Here is a 26,165-nt window from a genome sequence, read left to right as displayed (position 1 = left end):
GTTTGGGAATAGCCAGTGGCGCGCATGCAGGTACCGGTGCCGCCGCCGAACCAACTATCTATCTGTGCAGATCTAGTTATCCACAGGCGAGCCGAACCTATATTCGGGCGCTCCGGGCTGCGCGAATAATGAAAGCGATGTGGGCAATTTGGTGCCCTGTCGCTGCAAATGGAGCCGTCTTCCGCCAAAGGGGCACGCCGTGAAGAGAACTGTTGCGAGCGCGCTAGCAACCGCAATCGTCCTGAGCCTGTTGCTGCCCGCTGCGGCCCTCGCCACCGATTCGCAGCAGGGGCAGTTGGGGCTGCCCGGCGCCGGCGGAGAGGCGAAGGCAGGACTTGAGACGGGCGCCGAGGTGGGCGCGGTCGACCAGCCGGTCCTGGAGTCGGCGGGGGCGCCGGTGCGCGAGCCTGCACAGCAGCCAGAGGATGAGCTGGGGCGAAACCAGGCGGGGGCGCCGGTGCGCGAGCGTTCGCAGGGGCCGGCGGATGAGCTGGGACTAGAGCGTGCGGAGGAGTCGGCGGAGAAGCCAGAACTAGAGCCCGCGCAGGGGCCGGTGGATGAGTTGGGACTCGGGTCCGCGCAGGGGCCGGCGGATGAGCCAGAACTAGATCCCGCGCAGGAACCGGCGGAGGAGCCGGGACTCGAACCGGTGGATGAGGCGTTGCAGGAGGCGGCGCGGGAGAGCACCAATGCGCCGGAGCCCGCGCCGGAGCTCGCACCGGGGCTGGCACCCGGGCGCGAGCCCGTGCAGGAACCGGCGGAGGAGCCGACGCAGGAGCCCAGGCGGCCCGACCTGCTGGATCAGGGCGCCAGCAACGACGGTGACAATGATCGCCCGGTGGGCGTGATCAAGAAGCAGATCGACGGCAGTCAGGGTTTTTGTACCGGCACCCTGATCGGCAGGGCCGGGGAGTCGCAGAGCAAGTGGGTGCTCTCTGCCCGCCACTGCTTCGTGGACGACGACCACGCCTACGACCCGCGCATCACCACCGACCCGGAGTCCCTCTACTTCTACCCGAGCGTGGACGGCACCGGGCAGGCCTACCAGGGCAGGAACATCATCGTCGACAAGAACAGCGACCTGGCCTTGGTGGAACTGCAGAGCTTTGTCCCCCGCGCCCCGTGGCAGGTGGCCGCGCAGGAGCCGGGGCGTGGCAAGCAGTTCGAGTCCTTCGGCTACGGCGCGGACAAGTCGAAGCCGAACACCGGCAAGCTGCGCCGCAACGTCGGCAAGATGGCCGTCTCTGGCTACATCTCCCAGCCCTCGGTGTTCTGCGGCGACTTGATGTTGACCGGGCACGGCGCCGGCATTGATGCCCAGGGCTGGAGCGCGCAAAACATCCAGGGTGACTCCGGGGGCCCGGCGGTGGCGGACGGCAACCAGATCGTCGGCGTCATGAGCGGTGGAGAGATAAACGCGTTCTACGGCCCCAAGGGGGAGCTGCTGCTGGCGCAGAACGCGCAGTCCGGCTCCTCGTTCTGGGTGGCCGCCAGCGTGATCAAGCGCTTCGTCTACGACCACCGGGAAAAGCTGGGTTTCGATTTTGGGCCGGGCTGGGAAAGCGGCGCATGCGAGGGGCGCTCCCCGCTGGTTTCCGCCACCATCTTGTCCTCCACCGACCCGGACGGGCGCTGGGCCGCCGCGGTGCAGGACGGCCAGACCTACTTCTTCCACCCCTCCGGTTGGCAGAATCGGGTGGAGGAGCTGGGGGCGCCGGTGGTGTTCAACGTGCGGCGCTGCTACCTGAACCACGCCGGCTGCACCACCTCGATTGACTGGCTGCTGCCGCCCGGCTGGCAGTGGGTGAGCGGCGCAGACCCCACCGTGCCGGCCTACGCGCACTCCGGGGCGCAGTGGGTCAAGACCTACTACGAGTCCACCTGGGGCAGTAACGACGCGGCGGCCAAGTTCCCCGGGCGTCCCACCGGGGGCGCGGGTCACCCGGCCATTAGCCGCATGGGCGGGGCCTCCCGCGTGGACACCGCCGCTGCGGTATACCGCCAGTCCGGCTACCGGGAGCAGTCCCGCCACGTGGTGCTGGTGAGCGGGGACAACTTTGCCGACGCGGTGGTGGCCGCGCCGCTCGCGGCGAGCTACGGCACCGGCATCCTGCTCACCTGCAACGCCAGTGCGCGCCTGGAGGGCGCGGTGGTGCAGGCCCTGGAGTACGGGGGTGTCACCAGCGTTCTCATCGTCGGCTCGACCGGCTCAATCAGCCGGGCCAAGGAGGAGGAGCTACGCGCTCGCGGGCTGCAGGTGAGCCGCCTGGGCGGGGCGGACCGTTTCGCCACCTCGGTGGCGGTGGGTAAGCACCTGCGGGGGCGCGGCTTCAACCGGGTGGCGCTCATGGCTGACCACGAGGCATTCCCGGACGCGCTGGCCGCCGGCGCTGCCGCCGGCCAGCGGCGTGGGATCGTGTTGCTTACCCGCGCGGAGCTGGTTGACGGCGCCTGGCTGGACCAAACCCCTGCTGCGGTGCAAGACCTGGCGCTGCTGCAGGCGGAGCGCTACTCGGTGGGTGGGGGAGCCTACAGGGCGGCCTTCAACTGGGATGGTTTGAAGCCGGTGGTCGGGTACGACAGGTATGAGACTGCGGCTTCGCTGGCTCGCGCGTTTAGCTCGCAGGACAACGTGGTGGCGGCGACTGGGGACAACTTCCCCGATGCCCTCACCGCCGGGGCGCTGGCGGCCAATCGGCAGGGTGTCTTGCTGCTGGTGCCCACCGGCGGGGCGTCGGCGCACGCGCGGGTGCTGGGCCGAGAGCTGGACGTGGACTCGCTGACGGTGGTGGGAGGGCCGCGCTCCCTCAGCGACCAGCAGGTGCTCAGCCACGTCCGATAGATGAGATAAATCTGTCCAGGTGGGTGGTGGCGGGCAGGTGGCCCGCGCGGGCTGGAAGTGGCGGAAGTCACTGAACGTGCACATGTGTGCAGTGCAACGCCCTGGGCGCCCTTGCGCGGGACGGAACGCCTGCGGCCCGCAAATTTCCGGGTTAATAATGGCCGTGCTGCGGGCCGCCGCGTCCTTCCCGTTCGGTGCGCCGCAGTGCCGTAAGACCCCTCACAAAGGTTGATCGTGAAGAAGAAAACTGCGAGCCTGCTTGCCGCAGCGGCTGCGTTTGCGCTGCTGCCGACTAGCGCTCTAGCCACCGCACCTTCTGCCGCGCAGCTGCCCGAAGGCGTTGCCGCAGCACCCGGGCTCACCCCCACCGCGCTCGAGGCGCAGGGGTGGGTGCGTGGAAGCGCCGTCCCGGGCGGCAACCACGCGGATTCCCCCTATGTGGCCGACGTTGCCGCCGGCGAGGACTCTGCTCCCGCTGACGAGGCGAGCCCGGCGCAGAGCGAAGATGCCGCTGCCCCGTCCGCCTCTCCCGCCCCCGGCGGCGCGGGCGAGGACGCCACCATCGAGCCGGGGGACGACGCGACCGCGCAGCCGTCGGTTGACGCGAGCCCCGCCCCGAGCGGCGCGCCCGGTGACGAAAGCGCCGAGCCCGGCGAGGCGACGGGGGAGGAGAGCGCGGCCCCGACGGAGTCCGCCAGCCCCTCCGCGTCGGCCAGCGCCGAGCCCAGCCAGTCCGCTTCGGCCAGCCCGTCGGCCTCCGCGAGCGAGGAGAGCCTGGAGCCCGACCAGCTGCCGGTGGTGCCGCACCTGCTGGACAACGGCTCCACCAGGGACCACACCACCACCCGCCCGGTGGGCCTGATCTTCATCCGCTCCTACGGAGACAGCGGCTCGATGTGCACGGGCAGCCTGATCGGCCCGGCCGGCAGCGCCCGCTCCAAGTGGGTGCTGACCGCGCGCCACTGCTTCGTGTCCGGTTCCGACCAGCACAAGTTCAACCCGAAGAACACCGTTAACGTCTCCAAGGTGACCTTCCACCCGACCCCGGACGCTCGCGGCCAGTCCTACGGCGTGAAGAAGGTCTTCCTGGACCCGCGCAGCGACCTGGCCCTGATGGAGCTGACCAGCGAGGTGCCCAACAGGCGCCCCTACCAGGTGGCCAAGGCCGAGCCGGTGCGCGGCTCCAGCTTCACCGCCTTCGGTTACGGCCCCGACGCCCAGAACCCCGGCCCGCCGCGCCGTAACTACGCGAGCGTGACCGTGAACGGCTACGTTTCCACGCCCAGCCAGTTCTGTGGCGACCAGACGATGGCGGGTACCTCTTTCGGTATGACCATCCAGGGTGACTCCGGTGGCCCGGCCGTAATGCGTGGCACGGAAATCGTGGGCGTGCTGAGCGCCGGCGCGCTGTCTGGCTTCAAGGGTCCCAAGGGCGAGAAGCTGATCGCCCACCCCCAGGACGCCGGCCTGGCCTACTGGGTCTCTGCGGACGCGATCCGCCAGTTCATCTACGAGCAGCGTGGCACGCTGAAGTTCGACTTCGGCCCGGGCAAGAAGTCCGTGGACTGCAAGGGCAACCACAAGCCGATCTCCGCCACCATCGTGTCCAGCACCGACTACGACGTGCGGTGGGCTGCGGCGGTGTCTAACGGCGACATCTACTACTACCACCCGGCCGGTGCCCGCGAGCGGGTGCGTGCAGTGGGCAAGCCCGTGGTGATGAACGTCCGCATTTGCTACATGAACGCAGCAGGCTGTATCACGCTCCAGGACTCGCTGCTGCCGAGCGGCTGGACCCAGGTGAACGCTGCGGACGGTAGCCGCAACCCGTTCTACGCGCAGTCGGGCGTGCAGTGGATTCGCTCTTACGCCCGCACCCAGTGGGGCCACAACGACTCGGCGGGGAAACTGCCGGGCCGCCCCGCCAACCCGAAGGCCAACATCGGCCTGACCCGCATCGGCGGCGCCTCTCGCGTCGATACCGCAGCGAACGTGTACCGCCAGGGTGGCTTTGCCAACTCCTCGCGCTACGCGGTGCTGACGAGTGGAAACAACTTCGCCGATGCCGTTGTTTCCGCGCCGCTGGCGGCCCAGTACGGCACGGGCGTGCTGCTCACCACCTCCGGTGGGAAGCTAGAGCCCGTGGTGAGGGATGCCCTCTCCTTCGGGAAGGTGAACCACGTGTTCATCGTCGGCTCCACCGGCTCGGTGAGTGCCGCGAAGGAGGCTGAGCTGCGCGGGGCCGGTATCAAGGTCACCCGCCTTGGTGGCGCGGACCGTTTCGCCACCTCGGTGTCCGTGGGCTCCCACCTGAAGGCGAAGGGCGCCAACCGGGTTGCCCTGCTGGCCGACTACCAGTCCTTCCCTGACGCCCTGGCGGCCGGTGCGGCGGCGGGCCAGCAGGGTGGCTTCGTGCTGCTGACTCGCATCTCTTGGAGCAACGGGCAGTGGCGCGACAGCACGCCTGCGGCGGTGCGCAACCTGGCCATCGGTCAGCGCAACCGCTACGCGGTGGGTGGCAAGGCCTTCACGGCCGCCCGCGGCTGGAGCAACGTGCGCGCGATCATCGGTAACGACCGCTACGAGACCTCGGCCGCCCTGGTGCGTGCCTTTGCCTCCAGCAACAACGTCGTGGCCGCCACCGGAGAGAACTTCCCGGACGCGCTCTCCGCAGGTGCGCTGGTTGCTAAGCGTCGCGGCGCGCTGCTGCTTGTGCCGCGCCAGGGCATCTCCCCGCAGTCCCGCGTGTTGGGCCGCGAGCTGAGCGTCAACTCCATCACCGTGGTGGGTGGTACGAGCTCGCTTAGCGACGCCCAGGTGAAGAAGCACCTGCGCTAACCGGCCCGGGCCCCTGAGCCCCGCCGTGGTTCTTGCTTCTCGGCGCTGTAAGTCACAGCGGCGGGAAGCGGGCTGCGGTGGGGCTCTGGCCCGCCATCGGGTACGATGTCTGCCCGAGGTAGTGTGTCCGAGCGGCCGAAGGTGCAGCACTCGAAATGCTGTGTGGTGTAACAGCCACCCTGGGTTCGAATCCCAGCACTACCGCAGATCGCCCCGGAGCCAAGCGGCTCCGGGGCTTTTCGCTGCAGTGGGGGCAGGTGGCAGGGTGCTGCGGTCAGGCAGCGGGCCAGCGGGCCAGCGGGTCAGTGGGTCAGGCTGCGCAGCTGTGCGTTGTGCTCCACGAAGTTGCGGATGATGCGCCCGGCCGGGTGGTCTCCCTTGCTGGCCGCGAAGGCGATGCGGTACAGGAAGGAGTCGTCGTCCGGGTAGAAGCCCGCTTCCTCGTAGGCGTGCAGGCGGTCGTGGAGGGTTGCCCCGTCCACCTCGGGGTTGAACTGGACTCCGTAGATCTCGGTGCCGTAGCGCATGACCTGCACTGGGCAGCGGCGCGAGGAGGCGAGCACCACCACGTCATCCGGCAGCGTCGTGCAGCCGTCGTGGTGGGCAACGAACGGCGTGAAGGTCTCGGGTAGGTCGGCCAGGAGCGGGTCCTGCCGGCCCTCGGCGGTCAGGCGGATTTCCTCGCCGCCCACGGGCTGCTCCGGCAGGGTGGAGACCTCTCCGCCCAGCAGCCGCACCAGGGCTTGCAGGCCGTAGCCGGTGGCCAGGCAGGGAACGTCGCGCTCGACCACCTGGGTGAGCACCGTGTTCAGGTCGCGGTCCATGCGCTCCTGTGAGGGGGTGCGGCGTCCCTCCGGCGTGGTGTGGCGGTAGGGCGAACCGCCGATGATGAGGCCTGAGTAGGCGCCCAGCTCGAGCTCGGGCAGCGGCGCCACTTCGAGGCTGACCAGCTCCAGCTCGTGCGGCTCCAGGTTGCCCAGGGAGGTGAAGAGCTCGTACTCGCGCCGGATCAGGGATTCCTCGGGGCGCAGCGACAGCAGGAGAAAAGGCTTCATATCTTCACCTTAGTTTCTTCAAGAGTTGGCAAAGTGGGTCGGTGGGCCCAGGGTTTGCGTCAGAAGCTATCGAGGTTCGCCAGCAACAACCCCGTGGCCAGGACAGCCAGGGAGGTCCAGCCCATCACCCACACGAACTGGGTCAGGGCGGCGCCTCCCCTGCCGGGGCGGGCGACGTCCGAGCGCGCCAGGTAGGCCAGGAAGATCACCAGCGCGGGGACAACAAGGGTGGCCGGGGGCCACCCGACAAACAGCCACACCAGCAGGGCGAGCAGGGGGGAGAGCAGCAGCGTGGCCAGCGAGAGCAGGGCCAGGGTGCTAGTGACGCGCTTGGGTGAGTTATAGCCCGGCCCGGAGAACACCTCTTGGGGATTCACCATCTCGGTGCCGGGAAACTGCGGAGCGCTCATGTCCCAAGCATGGCACAGGCCCGGCCTCAAGTCCTCCTGGCTCTAGCCTGCCGGATCGCTGCACGATGCGCAGAAACGTTGTCCACCTCAAGCTCGCCTGGCTTTAGCCTGCCGTTTTAGGTGGGGGTGGGGCGTGAGTTTGGCGGCATTTTGCCCGCAGGGCCCGCTGGCCTCTCGGCACCCAGGTTCCTCCCAGGTACGCTCGAATCCCGGCAGTCGCGCACGCGCGATCATTCAAGACCGGGAGACCCTGTTGAAATCTAAGTTCCTGCCGAACTTCTGGAAGCTGCACGGTAACGGCGTTTCCATTGCCCCGGGCGCGGTTGTGCGCCCCAACGAGCGCCTGGCCTGGGCGATCACCATCGGCATTGGTGCCCAGCATGTGGTGGCAATGTTCGGTGCCACCTTCCTGGTACCGCTCATCACTGGCTTTGACCCCTCCACCACGCTGTTCTTCAGCGCCCTGGGCACGCTTGGTTTCCTGCTGATCACCGGTGGCCGCCTGCCCTCTTACCTGGGCTCCTCCTTTGCGGGTTAATGCTCAAAAAGTGTGTAAATCTCGGGCGTGTCTTGGGGTGTTCAGGTGGTTCTTCCTGCCCAGCCTTTGCGTGTGTGGTTGCCGTCTTCGGGGCTGAAGGCGGTGTCGTACAAGGGCGTTTTTAGGTGCTTGTGGGCGGGGATCGCGGGTTTTGAGGCCCGGGTTTTCGCTTGGAGGATTTGGCTTGTTGAGGGCCGGTAGGGCGAGACTGTTTGGGTGGTGAGGAACCACTCCACGGCGCGTTGGGCGTGTTGAGGACTGTGTCCTCGGTGTTGGCGTTGAAGGTCTTTGATGGCTTTGTTGATCCCTCCTTCCAACGGTGAAGTCGTGCGGGGTCTGGGAGGGCAGAACTCTAGGTAGGTAAACAGTTGGCTGGTCTTGATTAGATGCCTGAACAAGCCGCGTACTCGTCGCAGGCGAGGGTGGGTGTACCACCAGGTCTGGTTGGCTTTGGCCCAGGCGGGGCGGTTGGTGGTCTTATCGCGCGCGTAGGTGCGTTGGGCTAGGAAGTCGTGCCATTTGGTCTCCCAGGCTTGGTATTGCTGCATCCAGGCACGGGCTTGGTCTTGGCTTTCTACCCGGCTTAGTCCTTGGGAAAGGGCCTTGATTTCACGGCCTGCTTCTAGGCGGGGCTGGCGGGTTAGGTGCTTGGTGATGGTGGCTTGTAGGTGGAAGAGACAACGCTGGGTCTTGGCCTGGGGCCATAGGTCTTTAACAGCACGCGCGGCGGCGTTAGCCCCGTCGAGAATGACCAGGTCGGGTTGGGGCAGGTTGGATAAGAGCTGGCGGTAGGCTGGCGCGTTTTCTCGCTCGCACCATTGCCAGGACACCACTTGTGTGCCATCGAAAGCGATTAACAAGCACCAGGAATTGAAGTACGTGCCATCGATTTGCAGGTAGTCATGGACCTGCCCGGTGGGCTTGGGAGGTAGTACTTCAACCTGCCAGCACCATGCCAAACGACGGCGAAATGTGGCTAGAGACCAGCCCCTGGCGGCAGCCAGGCTGCGGGCGTCTTGCTTGCCCCATACCCACTGCAGGAAGAGGCCGAATTCCATCAAGGCCGTCTTGTCCACACGCTTGACGCTCAGCGAGGCGTTACAGCCCAGGCAGCGCCAACGCATCTTGCCGGTCTTGGACCGACCGTTCTTCACGCACTTGCGATCGCATACACCACAACGAGGACGATTGCTAACACCAGACACCGCACATGCTCTCAGAGCTTGTGCACCCCGACTTTTACCTACGGCCAGTACGGAAAAGTCCCCACTTCATACACACTTTTTGAGCATTAACCCTCCTTTGCTCTGATCGCCCCGATCGGTGCCGCCGTGGCCTCTCACGGCCCGGCCGCCGCTCAGGGTGGCGTGGTCGTGGTGGGTCTGCTGCTGGCCCTGGTCGGCACGATCGTCCACTTCGCGGGCACCCGCTGGATCGACGTGGTCATGCCGCCGATCGTGACGGGTGCGATCGTGGCGCTGATCGGCCTGAACCTGGCCCCGGCGGCGTGGTTCAACGTGCAGCAGGGCCCGGTCACCGCGGTGGTGACGATCGCGGCGATCGTGGTTTCCACGGTCCTGTTCAAGGGCATCCTGGGCCGCCTGTCCATCCTGCTGGGCGTGCTGGTGGGTTACGCCGTGGCCGTGGTGCGTAACGAGGTGGACTTCTCCAAGGTCGCCGCCGCGGACTGGGTGGGCCTGCCCCACTTCACCGCCCCGGAGTTCGTGCCCTCTACCTGGGCGTTGTTCGTGCCGGTGGTGCTGGTGCTGGTGGCTGAGAACATCGGCCACGTGAAGTCCGTTGCCGCCATGACGGGCGACAACTTGGACCCGGTGACGGGCCGCGCCCTGCTGGCGGACGGTCTTGCCACCGCCCTGGCCGGTTCCGGTGGTGGTTCGGGTACCACCACCTACGCGGAGAACATCGGCGTCATGGCCGCCACCCGGGTGTACTCCACCGCCGCCTACGTGGTGGCCGGTTTCTCTGCCCTGCTGCTGTCCATGTCCCCGAAGTTCGGTGCGGTCATCAACACGATCCCGGCGGGCGTGCTGGGCGGCGCGGCCACCGTGCTCTACGGCATGATCGGCCTGCTGGGTGCTCGCATCTGGGTGCAGAACAAGGTGGACTTCGCCAACCCGGTGAACCTGAACACCGCCGCCGTGGCGCTGATCGTGGGCATCGCCGACTTCACCTGGTCCCCCGGTGGCCTGACCTTCAAGGGCATCGCTCTGGGCACCGCCGCTGCGCTGGTCATCTACCACCTGATGAGCCTGATCTCCCGCCTGCGCGGCACGAACCTGGAGGCCGCCACCCCCGCCTCCGCGCCCGCCGGCACGGAGTTGGAGTCCGACGCCTACCGCGACCGTCGTGCCAAGGAGGCCGCCCCCAGCGAGGGCTGATTTAGTTTGGACGACGACGCCCGGGCGGCCGCCCCCATTTGTTTGGGGGGTGGCCGCCCGGCCTAGTTTCCTTATCTCCCATTAGTGGGGGCGGTGCGAGGTGGGCAGGGTCGGTGGAACGTCGTCCACCTCCCCAAAGGTGTCCCAAGAGCGCGTATTGCCGGGGCAGAGAATCCTGCCTTAAAGTGAGTGTATGGATGCAAAGACGCGTGCCTATCTGCCAACTGCTGCTCTTTTGACAGGCGCTCTAGCGGTAGCAACATTTTCTCCCGTTGCGCAGGCTGCAGAGCCGTCAACGATTTATGTGGATTGTTCGTCCACGCAGGGACAGGGGGTGGGAACACTCGAATCACCGTTAACTACCGTGGCGCAGGTCAATGCACTAAACCTGGAGCCGGGGACCACGCTCGCGTTTAAACGTGGCGTCACCTGCACTGGCGCTGTGACGATCACGCCGCAAGGAACTGCGGCTGCGCCTATCACCGTCACCGACTACGGGGAGGGGCCAGAGCGCGCTGGCATCAACGCTGGCGGTGCCCGGTGGGCGCTGCAGATTGAAAACCCGAAGTATGTCACGGTGGAAAACCTGGAGTTACAAGCTCCGGGTGATAACCGTTCGATGCGTCGCGGACTTTCCGTGGTAGGTACGGACGCAGGCGAGCTTCCCCACTTCACGGCCCGCAACCTTTACATCCACAACGTGGGCGGTTACATGCCTTCCACGACGAACGCTGAGCCGTGGGCTTTTGTGGGCAAGGGCCCCAACGCGGCTGGCGGTATTATCGTCGAGACCCTGGGCAGCGCCACCCCCACCTACTTCACCGATCTGGTGCTGGCAGGCAACGTAATCGAGGACGTTCAGCGCCAGGGCATCTACTTCTGGTCCAACTGGTGCCGCCGCCCCGAGCTGCGACGGTGGGAGGACAAGTGCCACGCCGCATTCACCCCCAACCGCAACGTGCTGGTGACCGGCAACCGTCTGACCAACATCGGCGGTGACGGCATCGTGCTACACAACATCGTGGGGGGCGTTGCCGAGCACAACAGGCTGGACCGCTTCAACACCGGTGTGCGCGCCTACAACGCGGGCATCTGGATGGCAAACGCGGAAAACATCGTGTTGCAGTACAACCACGTCTCCGGTGGCGTGGGCAACACGCTGGACTCCAACGCGTTTGACATTGACCACGCATCGAAGAACGTGGTGGTGCGCTACAACCTCTCCCACAACAACCAGGGCGGCTTCCTGCTGGTGTGCCCGGACCCGTACACGGCCCAAGGCTATGGGGGACTCAACCACTTTGCGGTGCACAACAACGTCTCCATCGACGACGAGGCCCGCACCTTCATGCACGGTTGTGGTGGCTCCCTGCAGGGTGGCGTGATCGCCAACAACACCTTCTACTACTCCAAGGGCATTCCGCGCACCACGGTGTGGTCTGACGCCAACGGCGCCTCCCCGCAGGTGACCATCGTCAACAACCTCTTCTACGCCGAGCCCGGGGCTGCCGTTAACTTCGTCAAGCCCGCCGATGGCTTGATCATCAACAACAACCATTTCACTAACATCTCTGCCCCTGCTGGGGCCACCAACAACGTGGCCGGTTCGGCCGCGTTCTCTGGCACGGTTGGCGAGCTAAACCCGTACGCCTACCAGTTGGCTACCGCCCCCACCGGCAAGAGCGTTGCCTGGAACTACCTGGACTGGGCGGGCAAGCTGCGCGACTACGCGGGGCGTCCCTACAGCGCCGCTGGTGCTGAGCTGGGTGCCTTCCAACCGCCGCTGGCGCAGCCGCTGGTCACCGCCGCCGGTCCGGGAGAGGCGCAGACCTGTCGCGTATCCCTGACCCCGAAGGCTCAGCTGCGCATCGAGAGCGGCACTGCTGTCAGCGCCGCGTTCGACGCCTCCTCCACCTGCCACCGCGACCTAGACGTGCAGGTTGGTGTGGCCGGCGCGGTTGGTCTGAGCGGTGACTATGTGCAGGCCCAAATCCCCGCAGAGGGCTCTGCCGAGGTGACGGTGCCCTTGAACCTGGCTCCGGCCGTGCATGACGGCACTTACGCTCTCATTGCCTCCGCATTCGCTGGCGAGACGCCGGTGGCGGCCAGCCCGGTTGAGCTGACGGTGGCTCGGACCAACCCGCCCACCGGGTGGGGGCAGGACTTCGAGCAGGTTGACGAGGGCGCAGTTCCCGCCGGCTGGACCCGCTCCCAGAACCCCACACCTGGTGTGGTGACGGACGCAGACAACCGCCTGCTCAGGCTTTCCCGCAGCGCAATGAACAACCCGCCGACCACAAAGGTGGTCATTCCGCTCGGAAACGCCGCCCCCAAGGTGGTCAGCTTCACCGTGACCGCCAAGCAGCTCGACGCGGCGCTGGGTATCCACCTGCTCACCCAGGATGAGCGCCCGGCTGCCTTCGTGTCCCTGGCGGATACCGGCAAGCTGGCCTACACCGACAACGGCACCTGGGCTACCACGGATATGGCCTACCGGGCCAACGAGCCGCTGCGCGTGAGCCTGGTTCTGCCCGGCGATGGCACTTACAAGTGGTTCATTGACGGCGTGGAGAAGAAGTCCGCCCGCATGAAGGATCCTGCTGCCACCAAGCTGCGCCTGCAGATCCCTTCCAGCGTGAAGGTGGCCGCCGAATTCGATATTGACGCTTTGGATGTGGATGTTGCTGACTCTTGGTGGGTCCCGTTCGAGGTGACCCCGCAGCCCCTTCCCGACCAGGTGACGCAGTTTGCGGCCACCCACCTGGCCCCGCACATCGCCGAGCCTGGCAACAGTGCAGTGGTGGTGCTTGAAGGCGCCACGCCTGGCGAGGACGTGGAGGTCACTCTCGCCAATGGCGCGAAGGTGCTGACTGCCGTGGGGCGGGTTAGCGCCGACGGGCAGGCTCGGATCCCGGTGCTCATCCCGGCCAACGCCACTGGCGGCGACTACGTTGCCACCATTAAGTCCCCTTCCAAGGGCCAGCTGAGCCTGCCCAAGCCGGTGCGGGTGGACAGGGAGCTTCAAATCGTCACGCCATTGGCGCCGACGTTCCACGACCCCGAGGGCATCGACGGGGACAAGATCACCATTCCGAGTGTGGAGGGCGTGGTCTACAAGCTGAATGGAAAGGCAGTGACCGGGGAGGTGGCGGTGCCGGTGCGCGGCCAGGCAACCGTTATCACCGCTGAGGCTGCAGAGGGCTTCCAGCTGGCTCAGGGGGCACAGGCTTCCTGGAGTCACACCTACGCAGTTGCTGTGACGCCGGAGCCGTCTGTTTCCACTACCGCGACGCCAGAGCCGTCGGTTTCCACTACGGCCACGCCGGAGCCGTCTGTTTCCACTACCGCGACGCCGGAGCCGTCTGTTTCCACTACGGCCACGCCGGAGCCGGTGCGCGGCAAGCGACTGGCCGGCCCCGACCGCGTGGTCACCTCCCTGGCAATTTGGGCGGAGCATCCCACTAAGTCTGGGGTGGTAGTACTTGCCACGAGCGGTTCGTACGCAGATAGCCTGGCGGCGGTGCCGCTAGCGGCAGAGTTGGACGCACCGGTGGTGCTCAACCCGGCAGGCGCCCTGGACGCAAGGGTTTCGCGGGCGCTCGCGGTCAACAGCATCAAGACCGTTTACCTGGTTGGTGGGACCGGTTCTTTGAGCCAGCGGGTGGAAAGCCAGGTGCAGGGCCTGGGAATCCAGACGATCCGGCTCGGTGGCGCTAACCGCTTCGCAACTGCTGCGCAGATCGCGGCACGCACGGACCAGCTGCGTACCGGTGAGGGCGGCCAGACCCGTGGCGTGTTCCTGGTGGATGGCACCAACTTCGCCGACGCCCTGTCAGCGGCCCCCATCGCGGCCAAGAAGGACGCGGTAATCCTGCTGACTGACGGCAAAAAGGTCCCTGCTGAGACCCGCACCTACCTGAATGCCAACGCCAAGCAGAAGGAGCTCTACGCCGTCGGTGGCAAGGCCGCCAAGGCTGCAACCAGCTCCCTGGGGCAGATGGGTGCTTTCGATGTATTCATTGGGGCCGACCGCTATGACACCTCCGCCAAGCTGGCCCGCCGATTCGCTCCCAACGCTGGCAAGGTTGGATTCGCATCGGGCGAGAATTATCCCGACGCCCTCACCGGTGCCACCTTGCTGGCCCGGCAGGGGGGAGTGCTGCACCTAGTGCGGGCAGCCAGCCTGCCGCAGCCGACCTTCGAGGTGCTCAAGGATATTCGCCCGACTGGGACCGTCTACTTCTTTGGTGGAACCAAGGTGATCCAGCCTCAAGTGCAGTCCCGCATCGAGGGCCTGCTGCTGGGTAGGTAGCTAGGCGCCTGAGCTCAGGAAACGGCTCGGGGTGGCCCCACCGAAAGGTGGGGCCACCCCGAGCCGTATTCGATTCGAAGAAGCGCTACTCCGCCTTAGTGGTTTCTGTCGGCGTGGCGGTCTCTGAAGGCTGTATGGCGGTGAGGACCCGGATGGGTGGGAGCTTTTCAGCGGTCAGGCTCTCGAATGGGACGCAGCCGCGCGCTGGCTGCAAGGGGGGCGGCGTCGATTCGGCAGTGGGGGAGGCAACGTCGTTCATGGAGGTGATTTTCTTGCCTAGCACTATCTCCACCGTTGCCCCCGGGCGGGCGTCAACATTGATAACTGGTTCGTCAAAAAGCTGCGCCACGGTGTAGGCGGCCCGCACACCCTCCAAGCCGCTCTGGACTAGGACGGTGCCGGGGTAGGACTCCTCGATGTAGTTCCCGTACTGCTCGACAGTGAAACCTCTACCCTCCAGGTTGGAGGACACGAGCGTGGCAAGACCCGTGAGGGGAGAGCCGTTGTAGACGTTGACAGTGATCTCTCCGTACGGCAGGGCAGTGGCGTCCTGCGGTGGGCAGGGCACTATGGCTCCGGGGTAGGGGCGCTCCTCTCCGGTGAAGCCAACGTCAAACGGGCCCTGGATCGCGCCAGTGGCAACCAGGAAGGAACCCACCCCAACCGCAGACATCCCCACTAGAAGAGCGCCGTAGATCATCGTCTGGCGGCGTTGGAGCGCTTGTTTGCGTTGCTGCTTCGGGGTGAGCGTAGGGGGCATGGGCAAACGATAACGCGACACAAGGGCAAAGCAGTGACGTAACGGTCCTCCTGGGGACTGAGCGGAGGCGCCATTCCTTGCGTTGTTGGGCAAAACACCGGGCGGCGTTGGGGTGGCCACCACCCAGTCTGGAAGGAGATTGCCTGAAATGAAAAGACCCTCTAGGCTCATGTATATCCCTGGCAATGACGCCCAATAGTAAGGATTCCAATGAGCTTCAGCATGTTCCCCGGCTGGCGGCCGTTGGCTCTCGGCGCCACTTTGGCGCTGTTTGTGCCACCGATAGTTGCTTCTGTAGCTAGTGCCTCGCCAGACACTGACCCCAGTTCGGTGGTGAGTCCAGCGGCGGCAGTCCCCGGTGTGACGCCGATTCCGGCTGGCCAACTCAAGGCCTTCGACGCTGACGAGCGCGGTTCCGGCGCTGCGGTGGACCCCACGGTCTCCGAGAACAAGCAGGTGCTGGCCCGTGGTGGAGAGGGAGGCTTCCGCTGCTACCGCATTCCGGCCCTGGCCACCAACAACGACGGTGAGATCATCGCGCAGTGGGACGGCCGCCCGAACAACTGCGGGGACTCTCCCGAGCCAAACTCGATCGTGCAGAAGACCTCCGCCGACAACGGCACCACCTTCGGTGCCCAGACTGTGGCGGCGGCGGGGCAGCCCGCCGCGCCGCGGCACGGCTACTCCGACCCGTCCCTGATCGTGGACCGCAAGACCGGTCACGTCTACTCCTTCTTTGTGAAGTCCTACGACCAGGGCATCTGGGGCTCTCAGCTCGGTACCGATCCGAGCAACCGCAACGTGCTGCACGCCGTTTACGTCAAGTCCACCGACGGTGGACACACCTGGGGGCAGCCGGTCTTCGTCACGGATGTCATCACGAAGGGGCACGAGAACGAGTGGAAGGGTAGGTTCGCCACTTCGGGCAACGGTATCCAGCTCCTCCACGGCACCCACGCGGGCCGCCTGCTGCAGCCGTACTCCGTGTGGAACAAGAACGGCCAGAAGCACGCTGTGGTGCTCTACTCCGACGACGACGGCGCCACCTGGCACCGCGGCGAGCCGCTGGGCGACAACTTCGACGAGAACAAGCTGGTAGAACTCTCTGACGGTTCCGTCATGATCAACTCCCGCCAGACCACCCGCCACGGCGACCGCTACGTGGCCGTCTCGCAGGACGGCGGCCAGACCTGGGGCTCCTACAAGCGCGACCCGCAGCTGGTGGACCCGGGCAACAATGCCTCCATCATCCGCCCCTTCCCGAACGCGCAGCCGGACGACCCGAAGGCGAAGATGCTGCTGTTCTCCAACAGCGCCAACCGCTCCAGCCGCGTCAACGGCACCATCAAGCTGTCCTGTGACGACGGCCAGACCTGGACCGCTGCCAAGCAGTTCAAGGACGGCGCGATGGCCTACTCGGTGATGAGCGTGCTGGGCGATGGCAACATCGGCATCCTGTACGAAGCTGAGAACAACGACATCACCTTCGCTCGCTTCAACATGGACTGGCTGGGCGGAACCTGTGCGGCAGCGTCCGTGGGGACCACCCCGATTGACATCCACCGTGACCAGACTGTGCAGGTTCCGGTCACCATCACCAACCCCGGCCCCGGCGCTCTGGCGTCCGGCAGCGTGACCATCACCGGCCTGAGCGGCTGGACCTTTGGCACCGCAGAGGTGACGAACCTGGAGGCTGGCCAGTCCACCACCGTCAACGTGTCTGCCAAGCCCTACCCGTACGCAAACGCGGGCCAGGCGACAGGCCAGGTTGTCTTCACCGTAGATGGCTCCTCTTCTTCCAAGCAGGTCACCTTCAACGTGATTCTGCGTGAGGGCGAGTTCCCGGTCGTCCCGGTGGCACCGGACGGCGTGACCGTTGTGTCCCACTCTTCGCAGCAGAACTCTTCCTCTGACGCGGCCGCAAACGCGGTGGACGGCAGGCCCAACACCTCCTGGCACACCTCCTGGACCTCCCCGGTGCCGCTGCCCCACCAGATCACGATTGACTACGGCGCGGTTCACCAGGGCGTGCACCTGAGCATCCTGCCCCGCCAGGACGCGTCTTTGAACGGTCAGATCAAGGACTACGAGATCTGGGCTGGCGAGACGCAGGAGGGAATGACCAAGGTTTCTGAAGGCACCTGGGACACCTCCAAGGCTGCGCGCATCGTCCCGCTCAATGGCGCGAACGTGCGTTTCGTGAAGGTTGTTTCTAAGGGAACTTACGGTGACCAGCTGAACAAGTGGACCTCGCTTGCCGAGGTGACGCTATACAGCCTCTCCGATGTGGCGGTTTCTCACCTGACCGTGGTGGACAACGGCCTGCACTCCGTGGTTAAGGCCAACGACGCTGACGAGAACACCTACTCTGTGGGTGACAAGCTGCGCTGGACCTTCCGGGTAACGAACTCCTCCACGCGTAGAGTTACCTCCTACCCGCGTAGTGGGAACTTTTCTAACTTCGCCCCGCCTGCTGCTCCGAACTGTCGTTGGGCGAACTTGGAGCCGAATGCCTCATACACCTGCGCCTCGAACGCCGCTAACGCACCGTTCCACACGCTGACTGCCGAGGACATGGAACGGGGCTACTTCGTTTCGCAAAGCTCATGGGATGCCACCACTGAACGGGAGGGAACGGTGGTTCTCTCCACCACTGTCCCCGAGGGCAAGCGGGTTATCCTGCGTCCGTTCAATGCCACGTTGGACACAACTAAGTTCCAGCCCAAGGAGAACTACACGGTGGGCGAGGTGATCGTTATCCCGATCCGCGTTAAGGGTCAGGAACTCCGCGCTAACCGCTACAACGTTGAGGCGGTTGCCGGTGACGGTCTGACCACTTTCACGGGTACCTACGCCTCCGGCAGCGGTACTGACCGCTGTGGTTGGAACAATGTCCACGGTGAAGACGGCTACACCTGCTACCCCAAGTACACGGTGAAGGCAGAGGATCTGGAGGCGGGCTACGTCGTCTTCAACACGAGCTGGAAGGCTCGCCGCACCGGCAGCGCCGGCATCAACGCGGAGTACATTGCTCCGATTCGCATCGAGCTGCCCTCCGAGACCGCCTTGCAGACGGTGACGCCGGCGGCGCCGACCTTCGTGGACAACGACGCCACCGCTGATGGCGACAAGATCGTGATCCCGACCGTTGAGGGTGTGGTTTACACGATCAACGACGAGGTGGTTACTGGTGAGATCACCGACGTTCAGCGTGGCGTGGAGACCGTGGTGGTTGCTGAGGCAGCCGACGGCTACACCTTGGCTGACGGAGCTACCGCCGAGTGGAGCCACACCTTCGCAGTGGTGGCGCCGCAGCCGACTGTGGTTGCACCGGTGCCTGTACGTTTCGTTGATCCGGACGGCGAGGACGGCGACAAGATCGTGATCCCGACGCTGACCGGCGTTGTTTACAAGATCGATGGCCAGGTTGTTTCCGGTGACGTGACGAACGTCAAGCGTGGCGTGGAGACCGTGGTGGTTGCTGAGGCCACCGAGGGTTACGTGCTGGCTGAGGGTGCCACTGCCGAGTGGCGTCACACCTTCGCTGCGGCTACCCCGCAGCCCACTGTGGTCACCCCGCAGGCGGTGGAGTTCGTTGACCCGGACGGTGAGGCTGGCGACAAGATTGTGATTCCTGCCGTTGCTGGTGTGGTTTACAAGATTGATGGCCAGGTTGTTTCCGGTGAGGTCACGAACGTCAAGCGTGGCGTGGAGACCGTGGTGGTTGCTGAGGCCACCGAGGGTTACGTGCTGGCTGAGGGTGCCACTGCCGAGTGGCGTCACACCTTCGCCAAGCCGGCGCCGGTGGAGACCACCAAGCGCGTATTCGGTGCTGACCGTGTTCAGACTGCCATCAAGGTGATGGAGCAGGGCAAGTTCGGTAAGACCGCTGTGCTGGCCTCCGGTCGCAACTACGCGGACGCGCTGGCTGCGGGCCCGCTGGCTGCAGCCGTCAATGGCCCGGTGCTGCTGACCTCGGCTCCCGCCCTGGAGGCTGACGTTCTCAGCGCGATGCTGAAGGCAGGCATCGAGAAGGTGTACATCACGGGTGGAACCTCTTCAGTTCCTGCCGTGGTGGAGAGGGCGCTCAAGCGGGCCGGTATTACCGTGGTCCGCCTGGGAGGCTCCAGCCGCTTCGAGACGGCCCAGCTCATCACCGGCGAGGTCAACCGCCTTGCCCCGATTAAGCGGGTCTTTGTGGTGGACGGCCTGAGCTACGCGGACGGCCTGTCTGCTGGCGCGGTGGCGAGCTTGGCTGACGCCGCGATCGTGCTCTCCAACGGCGACCAGATCGACCGTTCTACCCAGATCTTCCTGCAGCGCTTCAATGGCGACGTAGTGGCTGTTGGCTACCGTTCCGCCGGTGCGCTCACGAACGCTGGTTGGATTGCTGGTCAGAACCTGCGGGTAATCGGCGGCGAGGACCGTTACGCCACTGCTCTGCGCCTAGCTGAGGCCTACGCTCCGGACGCGAAGAACGTTGTCCTGGTCTCCGGCCAGGGTTACGCGGACGCCCTGTCGGGTGCTGCGCTGGCCGCCAACCGTGACGGCATCCTGCTGCTGACCGGCCAGGGTGCACTGCCGAACTCGGTGGTGCAGTACCTGAGCAAGCACAAGCCCGCTGAGGTCACCATCCTTGGTGGCACCGGTGTGGTGAATGGTCGAGTAGAAGGACACGTGCGTTCTCTGCTGAAGTAGCACTGCACTGAAACGGTGCCCCGCCGCTGGTTCGCTAGCGGCGGGGCACCGCTCTATCTGCGTGAAACCCCCGCGTTTCACGAGTCGAGGGGGAGGTGCAACGTGCCGCTTCGGGGACCCATCGCCCACAATCAGTGAGCTGCCCAGCGCAGACCGGCGCAGGCTGATGGCCAGGGCAACAAGGCAGGCTTGGCGCGAATACGAGCGATTGGGGTAGATACGACCGATCCGGGTAGATACGACCGAACGGTTCCACGTCCCCAATCGGTCGCATGTACCCCGACCGTTCGCTTGTGTGGTCGGGGACGCCCGGGTGGTGCCGTGCCGTTGCTTCGTCAGCGGCGGGGAACTGCTTCGCCTACGCAAAAGGGGGTTTAGCGGCAGGAATGTGTGTACGCGAGGGGCTCTTTTCCTTTGGGGGAGTAGGTGAGAGTCTGGTTGGACATGCTTTGAGAGCGTGTTCGGTGAGCGTTACTAGGAATTCGCCGTGTTGTGGTGTATGTGAAGCGAAGATGGTCAGGAATGGCCAGACGAGTGCGGGCAAGACTAGGTGGCGGTGCAAGACCTGCGGCGGATCGAGCGTTCAGCACCGGCCAGACATCACCAGACGCGCCCAGGCAGAGGCGTTCGCGGCATGGCTCTTAGGGCCGGTTCCTCAGTACTCAACGGGCGGGACGGGACGTTCCTTTCGGGCCCAGACGGCCTGGTGCTGGAACATTGAGATCCCGCAGCCCGTCCCAACTGGTGAAGTCCACCCGGTGATCATGCTGGAGGCCACCTATCTCCAAGGCTGGTGTCTCCTTGTGGCTTACACCGGCAAGCATGTCATTGCCTGGCGGTGGTGCGACCAAGAGAAGAAAACGGCCTGGCAAGCCCTCCTAGAGCCTCTACCCGCTCCCGACATGGTCGTTGTTGACAGCGGGCGCACTCGACGGCGAGAGGAACGTCGCGCACGCGGCTGCGATTCGCGGGCGCCAAAGTACGCGCTGGCTCGCGGCTCGCAGACGCGCCTCCAGCCCTCCCGCCAGAGCTTGGATGTTGCGGTCGACAACGTGCGGCCCGCAGACACACGGCCAGCCCAGAGCAGGTCACTGGTTACCCGCCAGGGATCGGGTGTGGCCCCGCAGACGCGCGGCCAGCCCCGCCGAACCGAGGCCACCGTTGCGCAAACGGTCGAGGGGTTAACCGACCTACTGGGCCTTTACTGCACCTCTCGAGTAGTTGATGCACCTTCCGAGGGGTTACCCGGCCGGGTAACTACTCGGAAGGTGCACTAACCCCACGACCGGTCACACAACCCCTCTAGAGGTGCCCTAACCCCTCAATCGTTTGCGCACACCCGCGCCCCGGGGTCTACAGGCAGGCGCCGGACACCAGAACGGGCCCACAGGCGACGGCGGGAGGAACGTCGCGCGCGCAGCTGCGAATCGCGGACGCCAAAGTACGCGCTGGCGTGCAGCCCGCGTGGCTTTTGCGGCGCGCGCGGCCCGACACGCCGAGCCCGTACACACATTCATGCCGCTAACCCCAAAAGGGAAGGCTCCGACGCGGCCCAAAACGAGTTTGCCCCCGGCGTCGAAACGCCGGGGGCAAACAATTGGCGGGGGAGCTGCGGGCTTACTCCAAATATTCCTACTTGCTGGGGGCTTGGGTTAGCCTGCGTGGGAAGCTGGGCCAGCGGCGCACCGTCCCGGGCAGTGCTCGGGGGCCTAAGCGGAATGTGAGCGCGGAGGAGCGTTTGGGTGAAGAGGGGATGAGGGCGTTTCTTGCCGATAGGCGGGCGGGGATGTCGCATGCACAGCTCGCTAAGCGGTATGGGCTGGCAGCGTCCACAGTACAGCGCGTATTGGCCGCACATGGCCTTACGGGCGGGGTGCGTGACCGAGAGGCAGATCGGGTGGAAGTAAAGCGTCTGATGGCCTTGGGATGGTCGCAGCGGCGCGTTGCGCGGCGTGTGGGTTGTTCACCCAAGACCGTGCGCCGGTGGATGGATGCGATGGCGACTGCGGCGAGGGAAGGCTGAGAGGCTGCGCAACAACGGCGGGCTTGTATTAGTTCTAAGACAAGATGCGCGGCTGAATGCATGCCAACCTATCCGGGCGGAATTGTGGCCGCTAGCATGTAATCAGCTCCGTGCCTGCTTGGAAAGGAAACGACCATGTCTCCTGTGCGTGTTACTAAGCCCTCCGGTTATCGCCTGTGGCGGCCACTGGCAGTTGTAAGCGCCATCCTGGCGCTCTCAGGATTGACTGCGTGCTCGGCAAACAGTGAGGCGCAAGGCCCAAGTGGCACCGCCACAACCAACGCAACCGCTGAAGTCCTGCCGCCAAGCGGCGAAGCATTAGCAACCGATGGGTCATCATCCTCGAAAGAGTCGCAGGAATCAAAGGTATACGGAAAGCCAGACTACCGCCCAGACTACGTGGACGTCCTGCAGAGTTGGTATGCAAAAGATGAGGCAACGATCCGAGAAATTGGCCGAAGTAATTCAGACGACGTTTTACTGCAGCGAGCCCAGTTTATCGCAGCATTGTACCTCGAGGGATCAAACGACCGGGCCTATCCTGCATTTATAAATAACAAGGTAGACCTCATTCCCATCGGTACGGAAGACAATATAAATAATCCACTATTCGGCATCGATCCGCTAACCGCGAATGATAACCAGCTTAACGCCATGCTCGGGGCGCAGGAGCTGTTTCCGTTTGTTAAAGTCCTCGAATCCTACCATAATGGAGATGATCTTAAGAAAATTGAAGCAATTAACAGCACAACTCTCCAATTGCTTATGGGTGTCACTAATACATTCCCGAATACAAATACCTTAGGGTTTGAGTGGGCTAATTCAAACTCTATATGGCAAGACCCCGACGAAGAGCCAACTCGTCCAGAGACTCGGACGGTGCGTATTTCCGATGAGGACGTGGCGGCGATTGGCATCCTTGAAAAAGCGTATAAACCACCAGTAAGCGAAAAGTATCCAACATTTTGGGTAAAGACTATTCGTGTCGATAATCCTGATATTGCTTTAATTCGCGCGGTGACCGTCGTGGATCTTAGCGATGAGGCGGGGCAAATTCCAGACTTTAACGGTAACTATTACGCTTACGAACATGAAGACCCGGGTACGCCAGTTTCGAAGGGGCATCCGCAGTCAGAAGTAAAAATACCAGTTGTACGGGTTGACTATATTGTGAAGCATGATGATCTTCCCGACAACCTAAAATAGTCGCTAGTCAGGCTAGCCCCAGCGTTCGCAGCGCGAACTACCCTTCAAGCCTTTAGCTACCCACGCCCTGGCAACAAACGTGACTTTACAACAAAGGATGGCGTCCTAGTGAGTATGTCGGTGGCGTACAGTCGTGACCTAAACCTATTGTTGCAATAACCATAAGCGCATGTTATCGGCGCTCCAAGTAAAGGAGACTTGGAGTGAAAGCAGGAAATGTGGTCGCTCGGCCCGCCGTCCCGGCTCTAGTTGTGAGCGCCGTCCTGGCGCTCTCAGGGTTGTCGTCTCTACGACCTCCGGCGCCGAGACGGTTTATGACTTGGGCGGCAACCTGGTGGGGAATCAGAAAATGATGGATCAGATGCCGCATGCCCTTATTGAGCAGCAGTATATGACTCTCGCTCTGAATCTCGGCGGCACGATTCTCGGCATCAAAGGTGCTGGCACCGACCCGTGGCAGCCATAAGGCATGGTGTACTGTTCTTCATATACCGCGTATGCATATGGTGAAAGCGTGTGCGGTATATGTAGATTTTCTTGCCGGCCATTTTGCTCGCCCGGTGGCAATTTGCCATGCTTGTGTGCTGTGCAATTGATGGGTTGGTGCGAATAGCGGTTCCGATGCTCTAGGTCTCCGCCGGTCTATCGAAGCGGGGCGTCTGCAGCTGAGCGAGGCTGTGGTGTTGACTGTTTCCGGCTACACCTCGGGGCGGACATTCCTTCTAGTGGCTAAAGGCTGAAGCCCGATTATCGTCTGCGGCTACCGAAGTAAACCGGCTAAGTACGAGATTTTCCTGGTCAATGCTTGCAGGGGCCTAGCGCTCGGCGTAAGCGTTGAAGAGTGCGGCCCGGCAGTGCCCGAAATGTAGTAAGGCGGAAGCCATCCGACGACGTCGATCATGCGGCGGCGCTGACAAAGCGCTTGTTCGTGCCGCCGGTCGGGTGGCGGTGGAGGGCACCGCGTGGGATGGTCCCCATGTGGATCCCTGGCTCGCCAGTCAGGCTGTGCGGGCCCGGAGGCGTTCCGCACTGCGTTAGCCCGAACCCCGCAAGGAGGTTCGGGGCGGCATGGGGTGGATGGCCAGTGCCACGCGCCCAGAAACGAGTTTGCCCCCGGCGTCGAAATGCCGGGGGCAAACAATTGGCGGAGGATGGGGGATTCGAACCCCCGAGGGCTTGCACCCAACACGCTTTCCAAGCGTGCGCCATAGGCCACTAGGCGAATCCTCCAGGCAACGAGAAGTAATGATACGCAAAGTTGCCAGTTGGCGCCAATCCTGTAGGCATGGGCCGCGTCACGCTTTTGGCTGGGCTTTCGCCCGTCCCGCGCTCCGCACACGCAGGCGAGGCAAGGAGGGGGGCGGGCGCGGCAACGTCGTCGACGGGGAAGGTGGGCTTGCGCGGCGGGCGGCACCTCATGCGGCCGCAGCAACCGGGGTGGGCGGCGTAAAGGCGGGGGAGCGCCGCCGGGCCCGGGCTCCCCGGACGGAAGCGCCGCGCGCCAGAGGTGGGGCAGCCCCGCAGACTACCCCACCCGGCGGCCCCGCTCTGCCGGCGCGGCCACCACCTGTTAGAATGGCGGCGGTCCTCCGCGTGGCGGCACCATTCGAACCTCCCCAGGGTCGGAAGGCAGCAAGGATAAGGATGCTCTGCTGGGTGCGCGGAGGATCCTTTTATGCCCGCGCGGCGCAGTAAACAGCGAAAGCCAGGCGCACCCAAATCATTGCCGCGCACAAATCCGTCCCTCCGGTTCTCCAAGTGTTGGTGGCAGCAACTAGCCTTAGAGGCGTGACCACAGCTCTGTATCGCCGCTACCGCCCGGAGTCCTTCGCGGACGTTATCGGTCAGTCCCACGTGACTGAGCCGCTGATGGCGGCCCTGCGTGCGGACCGAGTGACGCACGCCTACCTGTTCTCCGGCCCGCGCGGCTGCGGCAAGACCACCTCCGCGCGCATCCTGGCCCGCTGCCTGAACTGCGCGCAGGGCCCCACGGACACCCCGTGCGGGGTGTGCGATTCCTGTCGCGAGCTGTCGCGTAACGGCGGCGGCTCCCTGGACGTGGTGGAGATCGACGCCGCCAGCCACAACGGCGTGGACGACGCCCGCGAGCTGCGGGAGCGCGCCGCGTTCGCCCCCGTGCGGGACCGGTACAAGATCTTCATCCTGGATGAGGCCCACATGGTCACCCCGCAGGGCTTCAACGCCCTGCTGAAGCTGGTGGAAGAACCGCCGCCGCACGTGAAGTTCATCTTCGCCACCACCGAGCCGGAGCGGGTGATCGGCACGATCCGCTCGCGCACCCACCACTACCCCTTCCGTCTGGTGCCCCCGGAGGAACTGACGCGCTTCCTGGAGGAGCTGTGCGCCCGGGAGGGCGTGCGCGTGGAGGGTGGCGTGCTGCCGCTAGTGATCCGCGCCGGCGGTGGGTCCGTGCGCGACTCCCTTTCCGTGCTGGACCAGCTCATCGCCGGCACCGTGGGCGGCCAGTTGGATTACCGCCAGGCCGTGGCGCTGTTGGGCTACACCGATGAGACCCTGCTTGACCAGATCGTCTCCGCCTTCGCCGCTGACGACGGCGCGGGCGTTTTCCGCGTGGTTGAGCGCGTGATCGGGGCCGGGCAGGAGCCGCGCCGCTTCGTTGAGGACCTGCTGCAGCGCCTGCGTGACCTGCTGGTGGTGGCCCTGACCGGGGAGAACGCACGCGACGCCCTAGCCGGCCTGCCAGCAGACGTCTTTGCCCGCATGAGGGACCAGGCCAAGGCGCTGGGCGCGCCCGCCCTGTCCGCCGCCGCCGACCTAACCAACGAAGCCCTGACCTCCATGGTGGGGGCCACCAGTCCGCGCCTGCACGTGGAACTACTGTGCGCCCGCGTGCTGCTGGCGCTGGGCGAGCTGCAGGGCATCGCCCCCGGGCGCGGCGACCACGCCGGTCGCGCCGCCGCCGGGGTTGAGGGGCGCGGTCACGCGCCGGCTACTTTTGGCCAGGGCGCGTCCCCCGCTGCGGGCGCTTCGCGGCCCGGCCCGGCTGCGCAGCCCGCTGAAGCGGCGCACGAAAAACGTCTATGGGTCCCAAGAGACTCGTTG

Annotated in this window: 12 protein-coding genes, 2 tRNA genes, 1 other RNA gene and 2 pseudogenes; 12 read left to right on the top strand and 5 right to left on the bottom strand. The window is 64.9% G+C overall.

Annotation, left to right across the window (positions count from 1 at the left end; all coding sequences use genetic code 11):
• Positions 1-199: 199 nt before the first annotated feature.
• The 3 genes from AC4PWQ_RS03595 to AC4PWQ_RS03585 all read left to right on the top strand — a co-directional run bounded on the left by AC4PWQ_RS03595 (position 200) and on the right by AC4PWQ_RS03585 (position 5,884).
• Positions 200-2,842: a cell wall-binding repeat-containing protein gene (locus AC4PWQ_RS03595; protein ID WP_492089781.1), complete on the top strand. Its 2,643-nt coding sequence runs from the start codon at positions 200-202 to the stop codon at positions 2,840-2,842.
• A gap of 234 nt (positions 2,843-3,076) precedes the next feature.
• The gene (locus tag AC4PWQ_RS03590; RefSeq protein WP_371152897.1) at positions 3,077-5,680 is read left to right on the top strand and encodes a cell wall-binding repeat-containing protein; all 2,604 of its coding nucleotides are present in this window, start codon (positions 3,077-3,079) and stop codon (positions 5,678-5,680) included.
• Positions 5,681-5,797: 117 nt separating this feature from the next.
• A tRNA-Ser gene (locus AC4PWQ_RS03585) sits at positions 5,798-5,884 on the top strand.
• Positions 5,885-5,982: 98 nt separating this feature from the next.
• Here the strand turns inward: AC4PWQ_RS03585 and AC4PWQ_RS03580 are convergent.
• Both AC4PWQ_RS03580 and AC4PWQ_RS03575 read right to left on the bottom strand, forming a co-directional pair.
• Positions 5,983-6,735: a glutamine amidotransferase-related protein gene (locus tag AC4PWQ_RS03580; protein WP_492089780.1), complete on the bottom strand. Its 753-nt coding sequence runs from the start codon at positions 6,733-6,735 to the stop codon at positions 5,983-5,985.
• Between the two features lie 59 nt (positions 6,736-6,794).
• Complete coding sequence (locus AC4PWQ_RS03575; RefSeq protein WP_371152894.1) at positions 6,795-7,145, bottom strand: hypothetical protein; 351 nt, start codon at positions 7,143-7,145, stop codon at positions 6,795-6,797.
• A 268-nt stretch (positions 7,146-7,413) separates the two neighbouring features.
• On the opposite strand from AC4PWQ_RS03575, the pseudogene AC4PWQ_RS03570 reads away from it, so the two are divergent.
• Positions 7,414-7,677: pseudogene (locus tag AC4PWQ_RS03570) on the top strand (solute carrier family 23 protein); the annotation flags it as partial.
• Between the two features lie 47 nt (positions 7,678-7,724).
• Here the strand turns inward: AC4PWQ_RS03570 and AC4PWQ_RS03565 are convergent.
• Positions 7,725-8,888: an IS1249 family transposase gene (locus AC4PWQ_RS03565; protein ID WP_371164145.1), complete on the bottom strand. Its 1,164-nt coding sequence runs from the start codon at positions 8,886-8,888 to the stop codon at positions 7,725-7,727.
• A gap of 93 nt (positions 8,889-8,981) precedes the next feature.
• Between AC4PWQ_RS03565 and AC4PWQ_RS03560 the strand changes: the two are divergent.
• Positions 8,982-10,082: pseudogene (locus AC4PWQ_RS03560) on the top strand (uracil-xanthine permease family protein); the annotation flags it as partial.
• Positions 10,083-10,416: 334 nt separating this feature from the next.
• Positions 10,417-14,394 (top strand): cell wall-binding repeat-containing protein, encoded by a 3,978-nt coding sequence (locus tag AC4PWQ_RS03555; RefSeq protein ID WP_492089779.1) that lies wholly within the window; start codon positions 10,417-10,419, stop codon positions 14,392-14,394.
• 85 nt (positions 14,395-14,479) lie between these two features.
• Here the strand turns inward: AC4PWQ_RS03555 and AC4PWQ_RS03550 are convergent, their stop codons facing one another.
• A complete protein-coding gene (locus tag AC4PWQ_RS03550) occupies positions 14,480-15,154 on the bottom strand; it encodes a LytR C-terminal domain-containing protein (RefSeq protein ID WP_492089778.1) in 675 nt (224 codons plus the stop codon).
• A gap of 210 nt (positions 15,155-15,364) precedes the next feature.
• Between AC4PWQ_RS03550 and AC4PWQ_RS03545 the strand changes: the two genes are divergently transcribed.
• From AC4PWQ_RS03545 to AC4PWQ_RS03530, 4 genes are all read left to right on the top strand, one after another.
• Entirely contained in the window at positions 15,365-19,852 is a 4,488-nt protein-coding gene (locus AC4PWQ_RS03545) for a cell wall-binding repeat-containing protein (RefSeq protein ID WP_492089777.1), read from the top strand.
• A 272-nt stretch (positions 19,853-20,124) separates the two neighbouring features.
• A complete protein-coding gene (locus tag AC4PWQ_RS03540) occupies positions 20,125-21,129 on the top strand; it encodes an IS1/IS1595 family N-terminal zinc-binding domain-containing protein (RefSeq protein WP_492089776.1) in 1,005 nt (334 codons plus the stop codon).
• A gap of 476 nt (positions 21,130-21,605) precedes the next feature.
• Positions 21,606-21,875: a helix-turn-helix domain-containing protein gene (locus AC4PWQ_RS03535; protein WP_492089775.1), complete on the top strand. Its 270-nt coding sequence runs from the start codon at positions 21,606-21,608 to the stop codon at positions 21,873-21,875.
• Positions 21,876-22,010: 135 nt separating this feature from the next.
• On the top strand, positions 22,011-23,081 hold the full coding sequence (locus AC4PWQ_RS03530; RefSeq protein ID WP_492089774.1) for a hypothetical protein: 1,071 nt from the start codon (positions 22,011-22,013) through the stop codon (positions 23,079-23,081).
• A gap of 1,142 nt (positions 23,082-24,223) precedes the next feature.
• Here the strand turns inward: AC4PWQ_RS03530 and AC4PWQ_RS03525 are convergent.
• A tRNA-Ser gene (locus AC4PWQ_RS03525) sits at positions 24,224-24,311 on the bottom strand.
• Positions 24,312-24,661: 350 nt separating this feature from the next.
• On the opposite strand from AC4PWQ_RS03525, the gene ffs reads away from it, so the two are divergent.
• Positions 24,662-24,757, top strand: an RNA gene (gene ffs / locus AC4PWQ_RS03520) — signal recognition particle sRNA small type.
• Positions 24,758-24,869: 112 nt separating this feature from the next.
• Positions 24,870-26,165 (top strand): DNA polymerase III subunit gamma and tau (locus tag AC4PWQ_RS03515; protein WP_492089773.1); only part of this gene is annotated, 1,296 nt, incomplete at its 3' end.

This window comes from Buchananella sp. 103232, from assembly GCF_058725725.1.
Note: the sequence above shows the minus strand (reverse complement) of the source record. Positions and strands in the feature narration are given on the sequence as shown.

What these genes read in the sequence shown, in the direction of transcription:
- AC4PWQ_RS03580 (WP_492089780.1), bottom strand. Translation starts at nt 6,735, where the DNA reads ATGAAGCCTTTTCTCCTGCTGTCGCTGCGCCCCGAGGAATCCCTGATC.
- AC4PWQ_RS03540 (WP_492089776.1), top strand. Translation starts at nt 20,125, where the DNA reads ATGTACCCCGACCGTTCGCTTGTGTGGTCGGGGACGCCCGGGTGGTGC.
- AC4PWQ_RS03550 (WP_492089778.1), bottom strand. Translation starts at nt 15,154, where the DNA reads ATGCCCCCTACGCTCACCCCGAAGCAGCAACGCAAACAAGCGCTCCAA.
- AC4PWQ_RS03535 (WP_492089775.1), top strand. Translation starts at nt 21,606, where the DNA reads ATGAGGGCGTTTCTTGCCGATAGGCGGGCGGGGATGTCGCATGCACAG.
- AC4PWQ_RS03530 (WP_492089774.1), top strand. Translation starts at nt 22,011, where the DNA reads ATGTCTCCTGTGCGTGTTACTAAGCCCTCCGGTTATCGCCTGTGGCGG.
- AC4PWQ_RS03545 (WP_492089777.1), top strand. Translation starts at nt 15,365, where the DNA reads ATGAGCTTCAGCATGTTCCCCGGCTGGCGGCCGTTGGCTCTCGGCGCC.
- AC4PWQ_RS03575 (WP_371152894.1), bottom strand. Translation starts at nt 7,145, where the DNA reads ATGAGCGCTCCGCAGTTTCCCGGCACCGAGATGGTGAATCCCCAAGAG.